14 protein-coding genes and 1 tRNA gene are annotated in these 17,495 nt (G+C 57.1%); 6 read left to right on the top strand and 9 right to left on the bottom strand.

What is annotated here, in order from left to right:
- Nucleotides 1–9: 9 nt before the first annotated feature.
- The gene (mtnP, locus tag AC5S26_RS15515) at nt 10–870 is read right to left on the bottom strand and encodes an S-methyl-5'-thioadenosine phosphorylase (RefSeq protein ID WP_494185812.1); all 861 of its coding nucleotides are present in this window, start codon (nt 868–870) and stop codon (nt 10–12) included.
- 17 nt (nt 871–887) lie between these two features.
- A complete protein-coding gene (locus AC5S26_RS15510) occupies nt 888–2,465 on the bottom strand; it encodes a hypothetical protein (protein WP_494185811.1) in 1,578 nt (525 codons plus the stop codon).
- Nucleotides 2,466–2,537: 72 nt separating this feature from the next.
- Between AC5S26_RS15510 and ygfZ the strand changes: the two genes are divergently transcribed.
- Genes ygfZ through AC5S26_RS15490 form a run of 4 tightly spaced genes read left to right on the top strand, consistent with a single transcriptional unit; the run spans nt 2,538 to nt 6,033 of the window.
- Nucleotides 2,538–3,623 (top strand): CAF17-like 4Fe-4S cluster assembly/insertion protein YgfZ, encoded by a 1,086-nt coding sequence (ygfZ, locus tag AC5S26_RS15505; RefSeq protein ID WP_494185810.1) that lies wholly within the window; start codon nt 2,538–2,540, stop codon nt 3,621–3,623.
- Between the two features lie 2 nt (nt 3,624–3,625).
- Nucleotides 3,626–4,255 carry a DUF1844 domain-containing protein gene (locus AC5S26_RS15500; RefSeq protein ID WP_494185809.1) on the top strand — a complete coding sequence of 210 codons (630 nt, stop codon included), beginning with the start codon at nt 3,626–3,628 and terminating at the stop codon, nt 4,253–4,255.
- Nucleotides 4,256–4,258: 3 nt separating this feature from the next.
- Nucleotides 4,259–5,059, top strand: a complete 801-nt coding sequence (locus AC5S26_RS15495; RefSeq protein WP_494185808.1) for an MBL fold metallo-hydrolase — start codon at nt 4,259–4,261, stop codon at nt 5,057–5,059.
- Entirely contained in the window at nt 5,059–6,033 is a 975-nt protein-coding gene (locus tag AC5S26_RS15490; RefSeq protein ID WP_494185807.1) for a bifunctional riboflavin kinase/FAD synthetase, read from the top strand. Before AC5S26_RS15495 ends, AC5S26_RS15490 begins: the two co-directional genes overlap by 1 nt.
- Before the next feature lie 51 nt (nt 6,034–6,084).
- Here AC5S26_RS15490 and AC5S26_RS15485 read toward each other — a convergent pair whose 3' ends face one another.
- The 3 genes from AC5S26_RS15485 to AC5S26_RS15475 all read right to left on the bottom strand — a co-directional run bounded on the left by AC5S26_RS15485 (nt 6,085) and on the right by AC5S26_RS15475 (nt 9,937).
- Nucleotides 6,085–8,424, bottom strand: a complete 2,340-nt coding sequence (locus AC5S26_RS15485; protein ID WP_494185806.1) for a penicillin-binding protein 1A — start codon at nt 8,422–8,424, stop codon at nt 6,085–6,087.
- A 91-nt stretch (nt 8,425–8,515) separates the two neighbouring features.
- Nucleotides 8,516–9,748 carry a S41 family peptidase gene (locus tag AC5S26_RS15480; protein ID WP_494185805.1) on the bottom strand — a complete coding sequence of 411 codons (1,233 nt, stop codon included), beginning with the start codon at nt 9,746–9,748 and terminating at the stop codon, nt 8,516–8,518.
- A gap of 112 nt (nt 9,749–9,860) precedes the next feature.
- Nucleotides 9,861–9,937: transfer RNA gene (locus AC5S26_RS15475), tRNA-Met, on the bottom strand.
- 54 nt (nt 9,938–9,991) lie between these two features.
- Between AC5S26_RS15475 and kdsB the strand changes: the two genes are divergently transcribed.
- A complete protein-coding gene (kdsB, locus tag AC5S26_RS15470; protein ID WP_494186122.1) occupies nt 9,992–10,780 on the top strand; it encodes a 3-deoxy-manno-octulosonate cytidylyltransferase in 789 nt (262 codons plus the stop codon).
- Here the strand turns inward: kdsB and AC5S26_RS15465 are convergent.
- The 4 genes from AC5S26_RS15465 to AC5S26_RS15450 form a co-directional block, all read right to left on the bottom strand.
- Nucleotides 10,777–11,445 (bottom strand): HAD family hydrolase, encoded by a 669-nt coding sequence (locus AC5S26_RS15465; protein ID WP_494185804.1) that lies wholly within the window; start codon nt 11,443–11,445, stop codon nt 10,777–10,779. The genes kdsB and AC5S26_RS15465 overlap by 4 nt on opposite strands.
- Nucleotides 11,442–12,875 carry a phosphoglucomutase/phosphomannomutase family protein gene (locus AC5S26_RS15460; protein ID WP_494185803.1) on the bottom strand — a complete coding sequence of 478 codons (1,434 nt, stop codon included), beginning with the start codon at nt 12,873–12,875 and terminating at the stop codon, nt 11,442–11,444. The genes AC5S26_RS15465 and AC5S26_RS15460 overlap by 4 nt, the downstream gene beginning before the upstream one ends.
- 97 nt (nt 12,876–12,972) lie before the next feature.
- Nucleotides 12,973–14,130, bottom strand: a complete 1,158-nt coding sequence (locus AC5S26_RS15455) for a mannose-1-phosphate guanylyltransferase (RefSeq protein WP_494185802.1) — start codon at nt 14,128–14,130, stop codon at nt 12,973–12,975.
- A gap of 63 nt (nt 14,131–14,193) precedes the next feature.
- Nucleotides 14,194–15,390 carry a pyridoxal phosphate-dependent aminotransferase gene (locus AC5S26_RS15450; protein WP_494185801.1) on the bottom strand — a complete coding sequence of 399 codons (1,197 nt, stop codon included), beginning with the start codon at nt 15,388–15,390 and terminating at the stop codon, nt 14,194–14,196.
- A gap of 189 nt (nt 15,391–15,579) precedes the next feature.
- On the opposite strand from AC5S26_RS15450, the gene AC5S26_RS15445 reads away from it, so the two are divergent.
- Nucleotides 15,580–17,454: a glycoside hydrolase family 2 protein gene (locus AC5S26_RS15445; RefSeq protein WP_494185800.1), complete on the top strand. Its 1,875-nt coding sequence runs from the start codon at nt 15,580–15,582 to the stop codon at nt 17,452–17,454.
- Nucleotides 17,455–17,495: the final 41 nt, after the last annotated feature.

Here is a 17,495-nt window from a genome sequence, read left to right as displayed (position 1 = left end):
TTGGAGTACTTATAGATATTTGTCGAGCAGCAAAGCTAGCTTCTGCCGAGTCTCAGTGGGAATCGTTTTGCGATCGGTGAGGATCGCATACTTCAGTGCATCGCCGCACGCGCAGGTCTTTTCCTTCGGCATCGCTGCTACCGCTGCGCGAACCACCTTTTCGGCGTTCGAAGAATTTTGATGCATCACGGCAACGATCTGGTCGACGGTTACATCGTCGTGCCCCTCGCGCCAGCAATCGTAGTCCGTAACCATCGCCATGGTTGCGTAGCAGATCTCGGCCTCGCGGGCCAGCTTGGCTTCCTGCAGGTTCGTCATTCCGATCACATCGGCGCCCCAGCTGCGATACAGGTTCGACTCCGCTCGCGTCGAAAACTGCGGCCCTTCCATGCACACATATGTGCCGCCGCTCTTTCCGACTACACCGACCGCATCGCAGGCCTTCTGGAAGGCTGTCGAGACCGTGGAGCAGACCGGATCCCCAAAGGCGACGTGCGCCACAATGCCTTCTCCGAAAAAAGTCGATTTTCGAGCAAAGGTGCGGTCGATAAACTGGTCGGGCATCACGAAATCCGTGGGCTTGTGCTCTTCCTTGAGAGAGCCGACAGCCGACACCGAGAGGATGCGTTCGACTCCCAGCACCTTCATTGCATAGATGTTGGCACGGAAATTCAGCTCGGTGGGCAACAGGCGATGCCCGCGCCCGTGCCGGGCCAGAAATGCAACTTTGCGCCCCTCCAGCTCTCCCAGAACGAAGACGTCTGACGGATCTCCAAACGGAGTCGTCACCTTTTCCTCGTGTACATCCGTCAGCCCCGGCATGGCATAAAGACCACTGCCGCCAATGATTCCAATCTCTGCCTTCTTCAAAGTGCCTGTCTCCTATTTCAATGCGCTGGGTTGAGTGTGGAACGCCCTTCGGAAGTATACCGTCCGAACATGGACGGACTTACCATGCCATAAGACCGGAGCAGGTGCGATAGGGATAGAGCAGGCTCAGTACCTGCCTGAGCCATGCGCACGGGGCCCTTCGCCTGCACCTCCGCGATGCTGTCCCGAAGCTTGCGAGCCGTTGCAAGATCAAATCCTTCGCTCACGAAGACGCTGGAATCAGAGATCGACAGCAAGGCATCTCCTTCGCTGGTCGAGTAGACCTGCTCGTTGTCTCCTGCCTCATCTTTTTGACGCCGCACTACGCCCGAATATTTCCTGGCGAGCTGTGCGCCATAAATTCGCAGGAAGGTGCTTGCGGAGTCAGAATTCTTCCACCGCGAGTAATAAAACAACCCGAGCGAAGCCGTGGTTTGCTTGATAGCGGGTGTCGCCGCCTTGCGCTGCGCAGCATAGTAAATGCCGCCATTCCATGCCGGAGCGAGGCCCTCGGCAAGCTCGCGCCCGCCGAAGAGCTCCGCCAGGATTCTCACATCCAGCTCGCCCATCACACCAAGATCGTAGGGCTCCCACTCGGCGTCGATGAGCGGATGAATATCCGGCATTCGGAGAACGGGAACCGGAGCATGCGCCATGTACTGCTCCGGGTGCAGGATTTCAAAGCTTGAAGAGGGCGGGTTTGCGAGCACTCCAGCGAAGGCTGCGTCTTTACCGCCCTTCACCAGCACGGCATGCTCAAAATTCAGGCCATCGCTGTAGGGAAACAGAAGCGACTCCTGCAGCAACAGGGGAGCTCGCGCCAATATGGGCGATCCCGTCGTGTCTCCTACCAGGCCTTTCAGGCGCGTCATCATCTCAGCCGGTGCATCGGCCAGCGTCTTGCCGGAGGGCTGCAGCGTATAGTCGATGAACGTTGCCATCGCCTGTCCTTCGGCGACAGCCTCGCGTGCCGTGTCTGCCTCATCGACCTGCAGGTGACGGTTGTCTTCCTGCACGTTATGGGAGACTCCTTCCAGGCTTACATCCGACCATTTCGTGAGGTCTACCTTCTGATCCTGCAATGCATGGGTCAACTCGTGAGCCAGAACGGGTTTCTGCTCGTCCGGCTCGATCCAGTCAAGCAAGTTCACCGTCTTGGATTTGTTGTCGTAAAATCCCGCGATCTGCTCTGTCAACAGTGACAGCAGAAACGGGCGCAAATGGAAGTCCCGGTCCAGAAGGCCGAACTTCTTCAGCACCAGCTCCGAGCGCTCCATCCTTCGGGTACTTTCGTCCTCATCGAACTTCTTTTTCAGGTACTTGTTAACTTCTTCGCGGGAGATCAGCTTGCGTTTTACGCTGTGCTCAATGGGAAGCTTCGTATCCGAACTGACGAAGTTCAAAATCTGATCGACCGAGCGAAACAGCTCCTTCGCCTGGTCCTTTGTCATGGGAGCATGCGGCTTGTTCTCATCGCCGCTGTCCTGTCCCGGGGCCTGGGTCCAAGCGGCTATGTTGCAGCTCGTTAGCAGGAGCGCTCCCGCAATCCAAACCCGTATCCGCCCGAACCTCGCCTCGACTATCCTTCGCTGCAAACCCGCCTCTCGATCCGACCGCTATAATCAAGTGTACGCAGAGTTCCCTCGCGCCGTCGCGCGATGACGCCTATGACACTGGCAGCCACCTCCAATACGCCCTCCTCAGAAGTACACGACGTCCGGCCCTCCAGCCCTCATCCGCAGCTTAATGGACTCCTGCAGAAGGCGTGCATTGCCGCTCTCGAAGAGACTGGCTGGATTCGCGTTAGCGGATCGGATCGGGTTCGCTGGCTCAACGGCATGGCGACCAATTCTGTGCAGGACCTCGCTCCAGGCGCTGGCGCCTATAACTTCTTCCTGAACGCACAGGGACGCATCCAGGCCGATGGCATAATTTTTGCCCTGCCGGATGAGCTCCGCATCGAGACCAATCGCCGGCAGGTCGCCACACTGATCCCTTATCTCGACCACTACATCATCATGGATGACGTCGAGTTGGCCGATATCAGCAACACGCGCCACGGATTTACTCTCATTGGCCCCGAGGCATCATCGCTTCTCGCACAGATCGACCTGTCCACGGACTCGCTCAATGAGCTTGAGACGCGTGTGTACCCGTGGAAGTCCACTACCGTCACCCTCCTCCGTGCCCACGGCCCCGTTGTTCCCCATTATGAGCTGTGGACGGATAAAGAAGAGGATGCCCACGCCCTGCGACAGACGCTCGAAAGCGTGGGTGCCATTCCCTGTGATTCTGCTGTCCTCGAGTGGCTTCGCATCCTTGAGGGAACGCCGCTCTATGGCACTGATATTCGCGATCGCGACCTGCCTCAAGAGACCAATCAGACGCGCGCCCTGCACTTCAACAAGGGATGCTACCTGGGTCAGGAGATCGTCGAACGCATACGGTCTCGCGGTAATGTTCATCGAACCTTCAGCGCTTTCCGCCTGGAAGGAACGCTTCCCCAGGCCGGCGCGATTCTCGAGTCTGCCGGCAAGCAGGCGGGCGAGCTAACCAGCGTCACTGCTCTTCCGCTCTCCAACTCCGCGGGATCCAATCTTCAATTTGCACTTGGCTACGTGCGTCGCGAGGCACTTGATCGCCGTGAGCCACTTCAGTATGCGGGCGGAGTGGCATATCCGTTTTCATCCCCTTTTTTCGCGACGGAGACCGAATCACCGTCCCAAGCATCTGATTCCCCAAAGAGAGACTAATCATGTCCGAGCAAAACAAACCGTTTGTCGTTACCGATCGTCGAAAATTCAACCTTGATGGCGAGCCGCGGCCCGATGCTGATCCTTCCCCGGAGACTGACGAGCGCGAGACGGCACAGACAACGAGTCCTGTTGAAGTCTCATCCGCCCTCGAGACCGAGGCCGAGATTCCGATTACAGAAGAGGGCGATCTAGACGAAGAACTGCCTGTCGGACCCACTGCCGAGCAGGCTGGACAGGCCCGCGCCGCTTATGAGGCTACCTCCGAGCGCCTTGACACGGCGATTCGGGCTGCCAACCCGGGAGCAGACCATCCTCCCGCGATGAACTTCGAGACACTCGTCCAATCCATCTACATGACGACCATCGTTCAGCTTGGCGGAGCCACCCCCGAGGGCCAGCAGCCCCAGGTCGATCTGATGGGCGCACGCCAGAGCATCGATATGCTCAACATCCTGGCTGAAAAAACCAAAGGAAATCTGACGACCTCGGAGGAACGCCTTCTCGATAGCGCCCTGTTTGAAGTGCGCATGGGCTTCCTCGAGATTACCCAGGCGCTTGCGCGGTCCGCAGCAGGCAAGACCCCGAACCCGGCTGTTTCTGGCCCTGGAAAGCCGAGCATCGTCCGCTAACGAATGGAGGCGACGCTTACCTTCCTTGGCACCGGCACCTCAATGGGCGTCCCGACGCTCGGGTGCGACTGTGCGGTTTGCGCCTCGGCGGTCTCGCCTGCCGGGGATGCCCGCAACCGCCGTACCCGTCCCTCGCTGCGCCTTGCCTATAACGGTCACATTGTCCTGATCGATACCGGCCCGGACTTCCATGCACAGGCCATCCGCGAGAATATCCGACACGCAGACGCCATTCTTTACACCCACGGCCACGCCGATCATGTCCTCGGCTTCGACGATCTGCGGCCTCTCAGCTTTCAGATACGAGAGGGTCTGCCGCTCTATGCCGACGATGAGACCGCACGTACCATCGAACGCATCTTCGACTACACCTTCAGTACCGAGGATCGTTATTCCACCAGCGCCCGTGTTCAGCTTCATCGCATCGATGAGGCTCCTGGCGCCGGTTTCGACCTGTTTGGCACCTGCTTCCAGCGAATCCCCGTCACCCACGGGAATCAGACGATCACTGGCTATCGCTTCGGTTCCGCCGCCTATCTCACCGACATGAGCGACATCCCTCCCGAAAGCGTCCCCCTGCTCCAGGATCTCGATATTCTCATCCTCGACGCGCTTCGACGCCAACCGCATCCCAGCCATTCGCATCTTGAACGCTCTCTGGCCTTTGTCGAGCAATTAAAGCCTAAGAGGGCCTTTTTCACCCACATCAGCCACGACCTAGACCATGCCGCCACTGAGGCTGAGCTTCCCCCTTATGTCCGCCTCGCCTATGATGGCCTTCAACTAACCTTCGAGATCGCCTGATGCCGAGTACGACTACGAGCCGCATGCAGGTCTATCGCTCCCTCTCTGAACTTCCTGCCACCTTTGGTCCAAGCGTCGCCACCATCGGCAACTTTGACGGTGTCCATCGCGGGCATCAATGGGTTATCGGCGAGGTCATCGCCAGGGCCCGTGCGCTTAAGGCCCGTTCGCTGGCCATCACCTTCGATCCTCATCCTGCCCATGTGCTCCGTCCCGAGACAGGACAGCCCCTTATTACACCGCTTGCGCAGAAGCTCGACCTGCTGGCTTCCACCGGCATCGATGCCGTACTCGTTCTTCCCTTCACGCAGGAGCTCTCTCGTACCAGCGCACGGTCCTTCGCTGAAGAGGTACTTAAACGAAGACTCAATATCCTTGAACTCCATGAAGGCGAAAACTTCCGTTTCGGCTATCGCGCCGAGGCCGGCGTGGAATCACTCGATGCTCTTGGCCGCGAGCTTGGCTTTCGGGTCTCTATCTATTCGCCACGGATGCTGCGTGGTCATGCTGTCTCCTCCAGCCGCATTCGTCAACTCATCGCAGCCGGGGACGTCAGCCATGCACGGGCTCTTCTTGGCCGCCCCTTCACGATAACCGGCACGCCAGCTTCTGGCCGAGGTTATGGGACGAGGTACACCGTTCCCACAATTAACCTTGCCCCCTATCCTGAGCTCATTCCTGCAATCGGCGTTTACATCACCGAGCTCACCATTGCCGGCGAACACTTTGATTCCGTTACCAACGTAGGCAATCGGCCTACCTTCGGAGAGGACTCTTTTACCATCGAGTCCCACCTTCTCAACTTTCATCCCATCGATTTAACCGAACAGACGCCACTGAAACTCGCCTTCCTCAAGCGCCTGCGCGATGAGATCCGCTGGCCCTCTCCGGAGGCTCTGCGCGAACAGATCGGACGCGATGTGCGTCACGCCGCGCGCTACTTCCATCTGTGCCACTTGCTGGCTTCACATTGATCATTCCGGATCTCTGATCTGAATAGATCAGGCAAACCACAAGGGCCGAGGCTAGCGGGGAGCCGTCGAGCTCCCAGCCTCATGATCACTTCCATCATCGGAGCCAGGGGGCTCCGCCTGCCTGGCCTGCGCCACTGTTTTATTCACAGCCACGCTGAGAGTCTTTTTGGGCGTTCCATCCGCCGGGAAGACCTCGTTCGGCTTGTTCGCAATCTCGGCACGCATGAAGTCCATCCACATGGGAAGGGCCGCCCGTGCTCCGGTCTCCTTGTCTCCGAGAGACTGCCGGTTGTCGTAGCCGATCCAAGTCCCGCACGTTACCGACGGGGAAAACCCGATGAACCAGGCATCCGTATAGTTGTTCGTCGTACCGGTTTTGCCCCCCAGTGGGTGATTGAGTTGCGAAGCCCTGGCGCCAGTCCCCATGCGCACCACCGCCTGCAACATCTGCATCATCGTCCGCGCTGTCTCTACCGAGATCACTTCGCGCACATCGGTCGGCTTCTCATCGAGGGGTAGGCCATCTGCCTGCGAGACCTTGCGGATGTAATGCGGTGCGATTCGTATACCGTCGTTCGGAAAGACGCTGTACGCGCCCACCTGTTCGTACAGGGTAATGTCCGCCGAGCCAAGCGCCACGGGCAGGAATGGAGGAATATCGCTTGTGATCCCGAACCGATGCGCTGTATCGATCACCTTGCGAATCCCTGCATGAGAGGCCAGCTTCAGAGCAGGGATATTTCTCGAGTCCGCAAACGCATATAGCAGCGACATCGGGCCCATGTAGTTCCCCTCATAGTTGTGAGGAGTATAGGGTCCGTTTGGTGTTGGAAATGTGGCCGGTCCATCCACGATGATGTCCGTCGGTTTTGCGCCGGCCTCAATAGCGGTCGTATAAACGTAGGGCTTGAACGACGAGCCTACCTGACGCCTGGCCTGGGTAGCCCGATTGAACTGGGACAGATTGAAGTCGCGGCCACCAACCATCGCCACTACCTCACCGCTGGCATTGTCGACCGCCATTAATGCTGCCTGCGCTCCGGAGTCCTGCTGCAGCGTAGCCTTCCACGTTCCCTCAGGTCCTGGAGCGGTGATCCTAAGATAGACAAGATCACCATTGCGCAGAAAGCTGTCGGCCTCGGCATATGTTGTCCACTGCCAGTCCTCAGGAGTCAGGACAGCGATCTGTGAACCCAGCTTTACCGTCAACCTCCTCGGCTCGACGGCCGTCACTACGCCGTGTATGTATGCATCCTTCGCAACGGGCTGCACCCAGTCCGGATGCTTGTAACTTTCAACATCCCAGCCCGAGAGCACGATGTTCGGAAGATTTCCTTTCCATCCTTCGCGACGTTCATAGGCCGCAGTTCCTTCCAGAACTGCTTTGTTCGCCACCGCCTGGAGGTCGAGGTCAAGCGTCGTATACACACGCAGCCCCGCCCCATGGACTTCTTCGACACCATATTCTTTCTCGAGCTGTCGACGAACCTCTTCTACGAAGTAGGGCGCCACGCTGTTGGCAGGCGGTTCGATGTGCAAGCCGAGCGGAGCCGTCATTGCCTTTTCCTCCTGCTCGGCAGTAATCCTGCCATCCTGCTTCATCTCGCTCAGCACCAGGTTGCGACGCTTCAGAGCGCGCTCCGGATAACGCGCTGGCGAATAATACTCCGGCCCCTTCGGCAAAGCTGCCAGCAGAGCAGCTTCAGGCAAGCTCAGGTCACGGACATGTTTATTGAAGTAATACTCCGAGCCTGCCTCAAACCCATACGTTCCGCGCCCCAGATAGATCTGATTCGCATATAGCTCGAAGATCTGGTTCTTCGTGAATCGCCTCTCGATCTGCATCGAGAGGATGACTTCCTGGAACTTCCTTCCATAGGTCTTTTCGCTTGAGAGAAACAGGTTCCGCGATAACTGCATGGTCAGCGTCGAGGCGCCCTGCGCCTTGCCCTGAGAGTGAAGATCACGATAGGCCGCCCCTACCGCGCGTACCAGGTTTACACCCCAGTTGCTCTCAAAGCTCTTGTCCTCAATCGAAAGAATCGCCTGCTTCAGGACGGGAGGAAACTCCGAATACGGCACTGCAACCCGTCGTTCCAGAGCAAAGGATCCAAATGGACGGCCGTGCACATCCAGCAACTCTGTCGTCGTGTTCGGCCTGTAACGAGTAAGGTCATCGATCTCGGGAAGGTCGATCGAGTAGACAAGCATCAGACCGCACATCGCCCCGAAGACCGCGGAGAGGCCGAGGAGGACATAGAAGGTCACAAGACGAGCCCGCCGCCTGCTCGGATACTCCGGCCCGGCTGCCAGTTGCCTTATAAGTCGCTGCCAGACTGGCTCGGATGCAAACTTCGCGACTTCATCTTCGCGTCTGAATAAGCTCGGCACTGCCCTTCACCATAGCATGATCGACAGGCCAGGCAGCAGATGTCCTATCCGATTCCAGAGACCCCAATTTCAACAGATCCCGTAAAAAAAATCAGGCCGCTTTGCTCTTGAGCAGGTCAAGGGCCTTATTCAACTGCTCATCCACTGAGACACTCGGTTTCTTTGTCTCAGGCTGCTGAGATTCCGGCGGAGTAGCGTCCTCATCCACAGGCCCATTGTCGTCGATGTTTGAGGCTACCTGGATCCCCGGCGTCACGCCTTCATCTTCAAGCTTCTTGCCTGAAGGCGACTCGTACTTCGCTACGGAGAGAACCAACGCGGCCCCGTCCGGCAGCTCGAACGTCTTCTGCTGCGAGCCCTCGCCAAACGTCTTCTCACCGACCAGGTCTGCACGCTTGTTGTCCATCAAAGCTGCGGCAACGATTTCGGCAGGACCTGCGGTTCCGCGGTTGATAAGAACCACCACGGGTGAGGTCGTGTTGATCGACTTCGATGACTCCACCGCGAAGGTCTGTTTTTCCACCTTCTGGCCTTCGAGCGTGGCGATTGTTCCGGATTTCAGCAGAAAATTCGCCATTCGCATCGCCTCGGCATTGTCACCCGCTGCAACATCGCGCAGATCCAGCAAAATCTTTTTATTGCCCGCCTTCTGCATTCCCTTCAATTTGCTCTCAACCTGCTGCACGTGTTCGTGATCGAGCACTCCGGGCTTCAGATAAAGGATCGAGGAATTTTCGTACATCGTCTCGGTAACCGGGGGCATGCTCGTCACCGCACGCGTCATGGTTACCTTTTCGGGAGCAGCCTTGCGGGGGCGGACGACCGATATCGACAGCTCACTTCCCGGAGCGCCTTCCAATAACATCCGTATCATCGCCAACGAAATATCCCGGGTATCCTGCGTTCCGATGGCTTCGATGATGTCGCCATCGTTTAGATTCGCCTTGTCGGCCGGGCTTCCGGGAACTACCGAGACTACGGTCGCATATCCCCATCGCTTGGAGACATTGATACCAACCTGCGCCTTGCCGCCCTTGTCCGCTTTGTAGGCCTTGTAATCTTCCGGAGTCAGATAGCTCGAGTCTGAATCGAGTGACTCCAGCAGACCCCGTAAGGCTCCATTCGTCACGGTTGGAATATTCGGTTCTTCCACGTAGTCCGTCTGGATATGCCGGAGCACTTCGCTATACACATTAATCTGGCGGTAAGCTCCATCCTGGTCATCAGTCGCGGCACTTACGCCACTGGCGTTCACGCCGAGAAATACAGTCAGCACCAGCACTACCGAAACGGACAGCAGAAGGATCTTCGAAATCTTCGGCATAGATAAAGGACTCTCCGGGCGATGGAGATCACCCAACAGGCGTTAGACGAAACACACTAGCAAAATGATACTCTCGTACGGAGATTCCGCGATACGGGCAGGAACAGCATTTTGGTGGCGGTGGACAGAATCGAACTGTCGACCTACGGGTTATGAGTCCGTCGCTCTAACCATCTGAGCTACACCGCCGATGTTTGAAAGGCTGTTTTCCGGTTCCGTAAGAACCATCGCGGATCGAGGAGAATCGCCGCGGCACAGCCAGATTCCATCATACTTGATTCCTCTCAGGCGGAAAAGCCCAACGGAGACCATCCTTTACGCGTCATAGGCGTAATTCCCGCGCGACTCGCCTCTACACGGCTGCCACGCAAGATCCTCCGCCCCATCGCCGGCCGACCCATGCTCGCCTGGGTATGGGACGCCGCCCGCGCCTGCCCCCAGCTCGATGATCTTCTCGTCGCTACAGACTCTGAAGAGATCGCCGATCTCTGCCGTGAGAGCGGCTGGTCGTACCAGCTCACCTCACCCACACTCCCCAGCGGGACCGATCGCGTCCACGCCATCTCCCAGCTTGTGGATGCCGATATTTACGTCAATATTCAGGGTGACGAACCGCTGCTGAAGCCGGGGCATCTTACAGCACTTCTACGACCCTTTGCGAAGCCGCAGGTCGAGGTCTCGACCCTGAAGGTGCTCTGCACGCCGGAAAATATTCACAACCCCAATGCCGTCAAGGTTGTCACTGCCTCCGACGGACGTGCGCTTTACTTCTCACGCTCCACTATTCCCTACAACCGTGACGGCAATCCCGCACAGTATTGGAAACACATCGGCCTCTATGCCTATCGCAAGGCCGCGCTGCAGCGTTTCCCCTCGCTACCCTCCAGTACGCTCGAACATACTGAGCGCCTGGAGCAGCTTCGATTCCTGGAAAACGGCGTCAGCCTTTACGTTGAACCTACTCCGTTCGATACCATCGGCGTTGATACCGAAGAGGATCTTCGCCTCGTGGAGTCGATGCTGACACGCTAGCGATTCTCCGCTGTAAAGCGCAGTTCCAGACCGCCATTGTGCGACGTTGCAACGACTCCCGCCAGAGATTGCACCACCCAATCCGCCTGATGGAGTTGCGCCATGGTATGCGTTCCGACGACGCCCAGCACCTGGGATCCAGCCGCCTTGCCCGCTCCTACGCCAGACGGTGCGTCCTCCACCACGACACACTCCTCCGGCCGGCAACCCAACAGATCTGCACCACGGCGATAAGGCTCTGGGTCGGGTTTCCCCCGCTCCACATCGTCGGCGCTGATAATCCGCTCAGGAGCAGGCAAACCAGCGACTTCGAGCCGGCCAAGCATCAGTCGCCGTGTCGCCGACGTTACGATCGCCCATCGCTCTGGAGGAAGACTCTCCAGCAGTTCCTTTGCGCCTGGGAGCACCCTCAGATCCGAGGTGTCGGCGATCTCCAGGTCTTCAATCTCGCGAAGGCCTTGCAGCGGATCGATATCCGGCCGAAGACTCCGGATGATATCGATCGCTCGCATCCCATGTGGAACCTCGTAGGTCTCAGCATTCGGCACATCGTACTTCTTCGCCCAGATTCTCCAGCACCGCACCACGGAACCGATCGAGCTCACCAACACCCCGTCCATATCGAAGAGCAGGCCCCTCGTCTCCACACGAACTACTTCACTCAAACTGCAGCTCCCTTCAACACAAACGATTGCGCAGCTTCCAGCACCTTTGTCACCGACTCCGTAGAACAGCTTTCGCAATAGACTCGAAGGAGCGGTTCGGTACCCGATGCTCGCAATAACAACCAGGTCTCCGCGGCATTCGGCTTACCTAAGCACTCCGGGTTCTCCAGAAAGAACTTGATCCCGTCCAAGGTCTCCTTCCGCAGTACTTTCATGCCGGCAATCTCCGCAATCCCCGCCTTCGCCCGTTCGATTGCCGATTGCTTCACCACCTCATCGATGTGCATGTCCACACGTCCATATTCGTGCACGCCGAACTCGGCCTGCAGCATGGCTACCAGCTCGCCAAGGGTCTTCTTTTCATCGGCCATGACGTTAGCCAGCAGCAGCGAGTTCAACAAGCCATCGCGCTCCGGAAGGTGCTTGCTGATTCCGACGCCGCCCGACTCTTCGCCCCCAATCAGAATTTCTTTCTCGAGCATCAGGTCGACCACATACTTGAATCCGATTCCATGCTCGTTCAATCTGCGCCCATACTTAGCCGCGATGCGATCGATCATCTTTGTCGTGTTGAAGGCGCGCGTTATCTCACCCGGCCACTTCTTTCGCTCAAGCAGCCACCACAACAGGATAGAAAAGATTCGATGCGCGTCTACTACGTTGCCATGCTCGTCCACTGCGCCGATGCGGTCAGCATCGCCATCTGTGATTAGACCCGCATCACACTTCTCAGCAACAACAGCCTGCTGCGTTGCCGCAATGTGGGGAAGGATGGGCTCTGGGTTGATTCCTGGAAATGCGGGATTAATCTCATTGCGTATTTCGACAAACGGAATCCCCGCACGGGAGAAAATTCCCGCAACCACCCCACGCCCCGCACCGTACATCACGTCAATCAGGAACTTGTATCCGCTTGCTTTGATTGCTTTCAGGTCGACAAACTTTTCAAGCGCCGCAATATAATCCGGTCCAAAGTCGACTTCTTCGATTGGAGCCGGTTTTTCTGCCTGCGGAATCGGCTTCAAAAGATAGCTCTCGATGGACGTCATGATCGAAGGCTTGCCCGACCCGCCATAGCTTGCCTTGTATTTCACGCCGTTCCACTCCGCAGGATTGTGGCTCGACGTGATCATGACTCCGCCCGCAGCCTTTCTCGTGCGTACCGCATAGGACAACGCGGGAGTCGGCGTTATTTTACTGGCAATCTGTACAGGGACCCCGGCCTTCGCGAGCACTTCGGCCACCACTACCGCAAACGATCGGGAACCAAACCGCGTGTCCCATCCGATACACGCGCCGGCCTTCGCGTCCTCATATTCGAGCACGTAGTTCGCAATCGCCGCTGCGGCTACACGAACATTGGCATAGGTAAAGTCATCGGCGATTACGCCGCGCCAGCCATCCGTTCCAAACTTCACAACCGTCTTCATCTCTGTCATAAATCCGCTGTGTTCTGTTTCCTCGTGGCCTTTGGGTTCCAATTCGTTGTGTGGCAAATTCGCTTTTCACTTTATGATTCTGGCCTATCTACACGAGATCCTCTCGGCCCGCCCGCTTCAGCTCTGCGACGACTTTGCCAACGTCCTGGGAGCGTTCGCGAGTCGTGATCAATAACGCGTCCTCGGTCTCCACTACGACCAGGTCGCTCACGCCCACAAGTGCAACTGCCTTGCCCGGCGCATACACGTAATTGCCCTGTGCATCGATGTCGATGCAGGGCTGATTCGTCTTGTCGAAGACATTCTTCTTTGCCAAATCTTCAGGCCCACAGTCCGCCACATGCTCATGCAGTGCCGACCAACATCCCAGATCGTTCCAGCAAAAATCTCCGGGGAGGCAATAGATCTCCGATGCCTCTTCTCCTTTCGCCGACCGTGGCTCCAGAACAGCATAATCAATCGAGATGTTTGCGCACTCCGGATAGGTCTCGGCGAAAACCTGCACAAATCTCGCTGTTCCATACGCCGCGGCAATTTTCTCCATGTGCACGGCAATAGTCGGGCTGTGTTCGCGTATCGCTCCCACCAGTGTCTTCACGCTCCACAGGAACATGCCGCTGTTCCAGGCATAGTTTCCGGAGCTCACAAAAGCCTCTGCCAGCGCCTGGTGCGGCTTCTCCGTAAACCTCTTTACCCTTCGGACATCGATGCCATTCACTCGCTCGACCGCATCACCATGCTCGATGTAGCCATATCCCGTCTCGGCTTTCGTCGCTGGAACGCCCAGTACGACGATCTTCTCGCCGCTGGCGGCAAGTTCCACGCCAGCCTTCACGATCTCCGTGAACCTGTTTCCATCCTTCACGACATGATCTGAGGGAAAAATGCCGATGACTGTATTGGGCTCCGTTTTTTCTAACAGAAAAGCTGCCAGGGCACATGCTGGGGCCGTATTTCTTGCCGCGGGCTCGCTCAGGACATGCTCTAGAGCCACATTCGGAAGCTGATCAAGGATTTCCTCATTCAGAAGATCGTTCGTGATCACCCAAATATCGTTAGCCGATGCCAGAGGCAAAAGGCGATCCACAGTCTGCTGGATCATGGTTCGCTCCCCATCGAGAGCCAGAACCTGTTTCGCCCGCGATCTGCGGCTCCGTGGCCAGAAACGTGTTCCGCTTCCACCCGCAAGAATCACCGGAGCGAATCGAAACTTCGCTTCCCCATCCAGATCTCCAGCTTGCCCCATTTTCCCGTCCTAATAGAAAGGGCCGCACCGGATCTTCCCAATGCGGCCCTTCTTGATCACTGTCTAGCCAAGCGAAGCAAAATACTGTCGCATGCGTTTCACACCTTCATCCACTACATCGTGCGAAACCGCATAGGACAGGCGGATGTGTTCTTTCGTGCCGAATGCCTCACCGGGAACGACCACGACATGAGCTTCGCTGAGAAGCTTCGCTGCAAGATCGGTGGCTGAGGTTACTCCCCCCTTGCCGATAAAGTTCTTTACGTTCGGATAGACATAGAATGCGCCCTCCGGAACTGTACATGTCAGACCCGGAATTGTCTTGAAACCCTCGAGTACGCGGTCGCGAAGCTTGATGTAGTCCGCCCGCATCTCTGCTACACAATCCTGCGATCCGCTCACCGCTGCGATCGATGCCCGTTGAACCATGCTGGCTGTATTCGACGTGCTCTGCGACTGCAGCTTGCTCATGGCTGAGATGATTGCCTTCGGGCCCAGGGCAAAACCTGCACGCCATCCTGTCATCGCATAGGTCTTTGAAAGCGATCCCAGGACGACCACATGCTCCTTGCAGTCCTTGAAACTGCCGCCGCTGACGATGTTGCCCGTAAAGTTCAGGTAGACGTAGCACTCATCCAGCAGCACGAAGATGTCGCGCTTGTGCGCCAGGCGTACGATGGCTTCCAGGTCTTCCGGCGAAACTACGGCTCCGGAGGGATTCGACGGTGTGTTCAGAATGATTGCCTTGGTCTTGGGCGTAATTGCCGCCTCGATCATCTTTGCCGTCACACGAAAGTTCTGCGCCTCTTCGGTTTCGACAGGAACCACGACGCCGCCCGCATACTGAATAATGTCCTTGAACGAAACCCAGTAGGGAACAGGCAGGATGACTTCGTCGCCGTGATCGACCAGTACTTGCACCGCGTTGAAGAGCGCCAGCTTTCCGCCGGTCGTAAAGACGCACTCCTCCGGCGTATACGCAGAACCGAAATCCGCCGCGTGTCGGTCGACGATCGCCTTACGAATCTCAGGGATGCCGGCAACGTTCGTATAACGGGTGAAGTTCTTTTCGATTGCATCAATGGCAGCGTCTTTAATATGACGTGGAGTCGAAAAGTGCGGTTCTCCCGCGCCAAAGTCCGCCAGGTCCACGCCCTCCGACTTCAGCTTCAGGGCCGCAGCCGTGATTGCCATCGTTGCCGAAACTTCAATGCGGCCGATGCGGTCCGCAAAGATCTTGGTTGCCGTCGCTGTGCTCATATCTCTAGTGTGGCAGATTTGTTCATCGAGATAAAGCCGAGATGATCGGCAGCCCGATCAAACCGACAGAGATTGTGTTCTGGTACGATTTTCGGCGAGGCGGACAGGGCTCAAAACGCCTTTGCTAAGGCAATGCTTCCTTCGCCTCCCGCTCCGTTTCACATTCCATAAGAAAGAGTTAGGTGGGACATGATTCATTTTTCCTTGTTTGCGCAGAAGAGGCTCTTCTCCTGCACTGCCACTGCTTTTCTCGTCTGCTGCACCACCGTCATCGCAGACGCGCAACAGCCCCTCAAGACCCTCCTGGTAGGCGTCGATCATCGCACAGTGACGTCACTGAATGGAGACTGGCACTACCTTGTTGACCAGCCGCCCGCCAGGGGACTCTACACCCTGGAGGGGAAGGTTCGGGATAACGGCTATGGCATGAACACCCACCCGAACATCAGCAGCGGGCTGCACAACGAGGAATATGACTTCTCGACAGCGCCGACGATGAAGATTCCCGGAGACTGGAATACTCAGGATCCCACGTTGTTTCACTACGAAGGCGTCGTGTGGTTTCAGCGGGACTTCGACTTCCAGCCGAAGCCCGGCGCGCGAACGTTTCTGCACATCGGCGCGGCCAACTACAAATCCTTCGTATGGCTAAACCAGAAGCGGATCTGCGATCACGAAGGCGGATTCACGCCATTTGATTGCGAGGTCACCGCCGCGCTCAAGCCGGGCAGCAATTTTGTCGTGATCGCGGTTGACTCGACTCGTCACGTCGACGACATTCCCGGCATCGGCATCGATTGGTTCAACTACGGCGGCTTGCATCGGGATATTTCTCTGGTGACCCTTCCCGCACAGTTCATCGACGACTACGACGTTCATCTCAAGCACGATGCCACCTTTTCCGCTGCCAACGCGGAGACGCTGAGCGGATATGTCCATGTCGAAGGCGCGCCCACCGGGACTCCCGTCACGGTCAAAGTCGTGGAAGCCGGCGTCGATACTACCGTGAAGACGGACGCTGAGGGCCGAGCAGCCTTTGAGGTCAAAGCGAATCACCTTGACCTCTGGTCGCCTGAAACTCCGAAACTCTACAAGGTGCAGATCTCTTCAGGCCAAGATTCGCTCACTGACGATATTGGCTTTCGTGATATTCGCGTCGACGGCACACGAATTCTGCTGAATGGCAAGCCAGTCTTTCTGCAGGGCGCCAACATGCATGCGGAGGCTCCTTATCGCACCGGCCGGGTCAATAACGATGAGGACGTAAAGAACATCTTCGGCTTTCTCAAGGATCTCAACGCCAATTTCGTACGGCTGTGCCACTACCCTCACGACGAGCGAATGGAACGAATGGCGGATCGCGAAGGCGTGATGATCTGGTCTGAGATTCCGATCTGGCAGCGCATCTCCTACGAAAAGCCCGAGGTCTACGCCAAGGCGACGAACATGCTGAATGAGATGATTCGACGCGACCGCAACAAGGCTTCCGTCATTATGTGGTCGGTCTCTAATGAGACTCCGAACAATCCCACCCGCACGAAGTTCCTGACTGACCTCGCCAATGAAGCGCGGCGGCTGGATTCCACTCGTCCCATCACCTCAGCCCTCATCGGACCTCATCCGAAGGGCACGCAGATGGTGCAGGATGACCCGCTGGCCAATGCGCTCGATATCGTCGGCCAGAACGAATACATAGGCTGGTACGAAGGACGGCCCGAAGATGCGGACAAGATGACATGGACGCTTCCGCAGAAGCCCATTCTGTTCTCAGAGTTTGGCGCCGAGGCAAAGTTCGGTGTCCACGGCGGCAAGAATGAGCGCTGGGCCGAAGAACAACAAGTCAACGTCTATGAACATCAGTTCGTGATGATCAACAAGATCCCGCAGGTTCGGGGTCTCGTGCCGTGGGTCTTGATGGACTTCCGATCCCCGGTTCGCAATATTCCCAAATTGCAGGACGGATACAACCGTAAGGGTCTGCTCTCAGAGAAGGGCGAGAAGAAGCAGGCATTCCTTTTGTTTCAAAAGACTTACAAAGATCGATCGGTTGGAAAGGCTGAATAACATCAAGCACAAAAGAGAGGAGCAGCCTTTGTGGCTGCTCC

The sequence above is a fragment of the Edaphobacter sp. FHG110511_03 genome (assembly GCF_059115365.1).
This window is presented reverse-complemented; position numbering and strand designations above follow the sequence as displayed.